This is a genomic window from Desulfobacterium sp. N47, from assembly GCF_051233685.1.
Classification (GTDB): Bacteria; Desulfobacterota; Desulfobacteria; order Desulfobacterales; family RPRI01; genus RPRI01.
In genome coordinates, this window is sequence record NZ_JBAMMY010000120.1 from 1 (window position 1) to 2,933 (window position 2,933).

Annotated in this window: 5 protein-coding genes; 3 read left to right on the forward strand and 2 right to left on the reverse strand. The window is 36.6% G+C overall.

Features of this window, described 5'->3' with window-relative positions; translation table 11 throughout:
* Nucleotides 1-429 precede the first annotated feature (429 nt).
* Both VXK47_RS07385 and VXK47_RS07390 read left to right on the forward strand, forming a co-directional pair.
* Complete coding sequence (locus VXK47_RS07385) at nt 430-642, forward strand: hypothetical protein (RefSeq protein ID WP_435548127.1); 213 nt, start codon at nt 430-432, stop codon at nt 640-642.
* Nucleotides 639-908 (forward strand): type II toxin-antitoxin system RelE/ParE family toxin, encoded by a 270-nt coding sequence (locus VXK47_RS07390; protein WP_435548128.1) that lies wholly within the window; start codon nt 639-641, stop codon nt 906-908. The genes VXK47_RS07385 and VXK47_RS07390 overlap by 4 nt, the downstream gene beginning before the upstream one ends.
* A 149-nt stretch (nt 909-1,057) precedes the next feature.
* On the opposite strand, the gene VXK47_RS07395 is transcribed toward VXK47_RS07390, so the two are convergent.
* A complete protein-coding gene (locus VXK47_RS07395) occupies nt 1,058-1,492 on the reverse strand; it encodes a PIN domain-containing protein (protein ID WP_435548129.1) in 435 nt (144 codons plus the stop codon).
* Nucleotides 1,482-1,682: a hypothetical protein gene (locus tag VXK47_RS07400; protein ID WP_435548130.1), complete on the reverse strand. Its 201-nt coding sequence runs from the start codon at nt 1,680-1,682 to the stop codon at nt 1,482-1,484. Before VXK47_RS07400 ends, VXK47_RS07395 begins: the two co-directional genes overlap by 11 nt.
* A gap of 800 nt (nt 1,683-2,482) precedes the next feature.
* Here VXK47_RS07400 and VXK47_RS07405 point away from each other — a divergent pair.
* Nucleotides 2,483-2,749: a type II toxin-antitoxin system RelE/ParE family toxin gene (locus tag VXK47_RS07405; protein ID WP_435548131.1), complete on the forward strand. Its 267-nt coding sequence runs from the start codon at nt 2,483-2,485 to the stop codon at nt 2,747-2,749.
* The last annotated feature ends 184 nt before the right edge of the window (nt 2,750-2,933 follow it).

Consider the following 2,933-nt stretch of genomic DNA (forward strand, 5'->3'; position numbering starts at 1 on the left):
AAAATCGAGTTTTCCATCAACACAGAAGTATAAATAATGTTTAATATAATAAGGCTTGAGACGATTAACTGTGAAGATTTTAAGCCATATAATCATTTTATGCTATAAAGCCGGGAAATTGGGCTGTCTATCATCCGGCCGTCAGGCAAAAATCCTGTCCATCCTGTTAATCCTGTCTGAAAAAACCTTGGTGAATGAATGCGTTCTGTGAGAGATTTTTTTAACATACAAACTCAGGCCATGCCTCATTGCCTGTCCGGCATCCGGCCGGCTGGCAAAACATCCTGTTCATCCTGATATTTTAAAAATTTATGAGTTGAAAGTTATCATAAAATGGATTTATAATAGAATTGAAAAATGAACATAAATCTTCAATATCGAAATTAACAAGCTGCTTACAAGTTTATCAAAATAACTGGGAGAAAAAATATGAGTTCAGGTTTTGCAAATCTCATAGAAGAAGTAAAAAAAATGCCTTATGAAGATAAAGAAGAACTTAAAATTTTAATTGAAAAATATCTGTCTGAAGAAAGAAGAGATGAAATATATCAAAATTATAATAATAGCATACAGGAATTTCAATCAAAAAAGATTAAGTTTTCAAGCGATACAAATAAATTAAAGGAAATAATAGAAGAATGATTGAGATTGCTTTTAGTTCATCTTTTAAAAGAGCTTTTAAGAAAATAATAAAAGGAAAAACCGAATTAGAGCAAAGATTCTGGCAACAACTTGAGATTTTCACTATAAATCCATTTGATGAAAGATTAAGAACACATAAACTTTCCGGAAAGTTGAAAGATTTATGGAGTTTCAGGATAGAGTTTGATACCAGAGTAATTTTTTATTTTATTGATAACGAAAGAGCTATGTTTGTGGATATTGGAAAACATGACGCCGTCTATTAGTACTCTAACCATTAATTATTCCTGTCCGGCATCCGGCCGGCTGGCATAAATCCTGTCCATCCTGTTAATCCTGTCTGAAAATACTCTGCGACTCTGTGTGCTCTGTGAGAAAAATACGGACGTATTGCAATAGTATATTTTAGTCATTCTCAGACAAATGGGTTTGTTATCCTTAGTGTTTGTTCAATCATCTGATTATGCTGCATATCTTCGCTGTATATTACGGTGCAGTCATTCTCGAGAGCAGATGTCAGTATCAAACAATCCCAGTATGAATACTTGTATTTAAGCCTCATGTCCCAGCAATATTTAATAGTTTTCAGCCTTATAACAGAAACTTTTGTTTCTTTGATAATAATGGACAGTTTGTTATGAATCTCCTTTTCGTTAATACCATGTCGCAATAGAACACTGTATATTTCATTAAGAACCTGAGTGTTAATATAAACATCTTTATCCGAGATGCTCTGTAATAACGTTATGGATTTGTTCCTTTTATCAGCTTTTAGGTCAGATTTTCGGTTTTCTTCCAAAGAAGCATATATGAAAATGTTTGTATCGACAAAAACCCGGTTATCTTTCATTAATTTTATCCTTGGAAGGAATAACGATCTTCTTTACCTTGATGGGGCTTTGGAACAGTTTTGCAAAGCGATCCTTATCTTTCTGTACAGGTCTTATAGAAATCTTAAGATCGCCTTCCTGTAGATCATCGGGAAGGCGAATAAATCTGCTCATTTCCTTACCGGATACAATTGTTGAAAAACTTTTCATTAATTTTAACCCCTTAATTTATGTTGTCTGTTATCACGCCGATGAAGGCCTGCAAATACAGTATATCCTTCCCGCATTGATTATTAGTATGTATTATTAATGCATATATGTCAAGCCTCCCTTTTCTAATCTCTCACAGAGCGCACAGAGATAAATTATTTGGTCCCTCACGGTATAATCCTCCTGCGCCGGCAGGAAGTCAGGTTTTCAAGAATTTTCCTCTCAAAAATTCTTGAAAAAACTCTGAGACTCTGCGTACTCTGTGAGAGATTTTTTTAGCCTGCGAACATAGGCGATGCCTCATTGCCTGTCCGGCATCCGGCCGTCAGGCAAAAATCCTGTCCATCCTGTTAATCCTGTCTGAAAAAACCTTGGTGAATGAATGCGTTCTGTGAGAGAAATACGGACGTATCGCAATACGCCCCTACACCTCAAACCTTGCTTTCCCCTTACCAACTTATCAACTTACGAACTCATGAGCTGTTTTTTCACCTTCCTCCTTGAACCTTTCACCTTTATCCTTGAACCCTTCTTCCGCCTTCTGTCGGATTCCTTTACAATTATTAAGCACCTTATATAAAGGAACAACAATAGATTTAATGCTCGAATTAAATTGAAATCATGAAGAAATTTACAGAACAAACATATCCTATGGTAAGATAGAAATACATGCGTTGTAAAAAAAACATAAACTTGACAGGTGTATTTATTTTGATACAATAGTCCAATGAACGAGTTAATTTTATCTGTAAAGTTTTTCCGCACAGAGGCCGGCAATGAACCAGTCCGTGAGTTACTGCATGAATTGTCCCCGGAAGACCGGAAAATTATTGGCACAGATATCAAGGAAGTTCAATTCGGTTGGCCATTGGGTATGCGCCTCTTGTGCGGAAGATGGAAAAAGACCTGTGGGAGGTTCTCGTAGTCATCTTGAGGGGCGCATAGCGAGAGTATTATTTACTGTAATAGAAGGACAAATGGTTTTGCTGCATGCCTTCATCAAGAAAGCACAAAAAACGCCAAGGTCTGAACTTGATACAGCAAGGGCTCGCAAAGCAAAACTTTAGGAGGGGTTTCTTATGGATAATCCACATATTGGTAGCGACTTCGATGAGTTCCTTCAAAAAGAGGGAATTCACGAAGAGGTCACTGCAGCAGCTTTTAAACGAATCATTGCACGGCAGTTGGATAACGTGATGAAATCTAAACATATCACCAAATCTGAGATGGCATCTCGAATGCACACCAGCC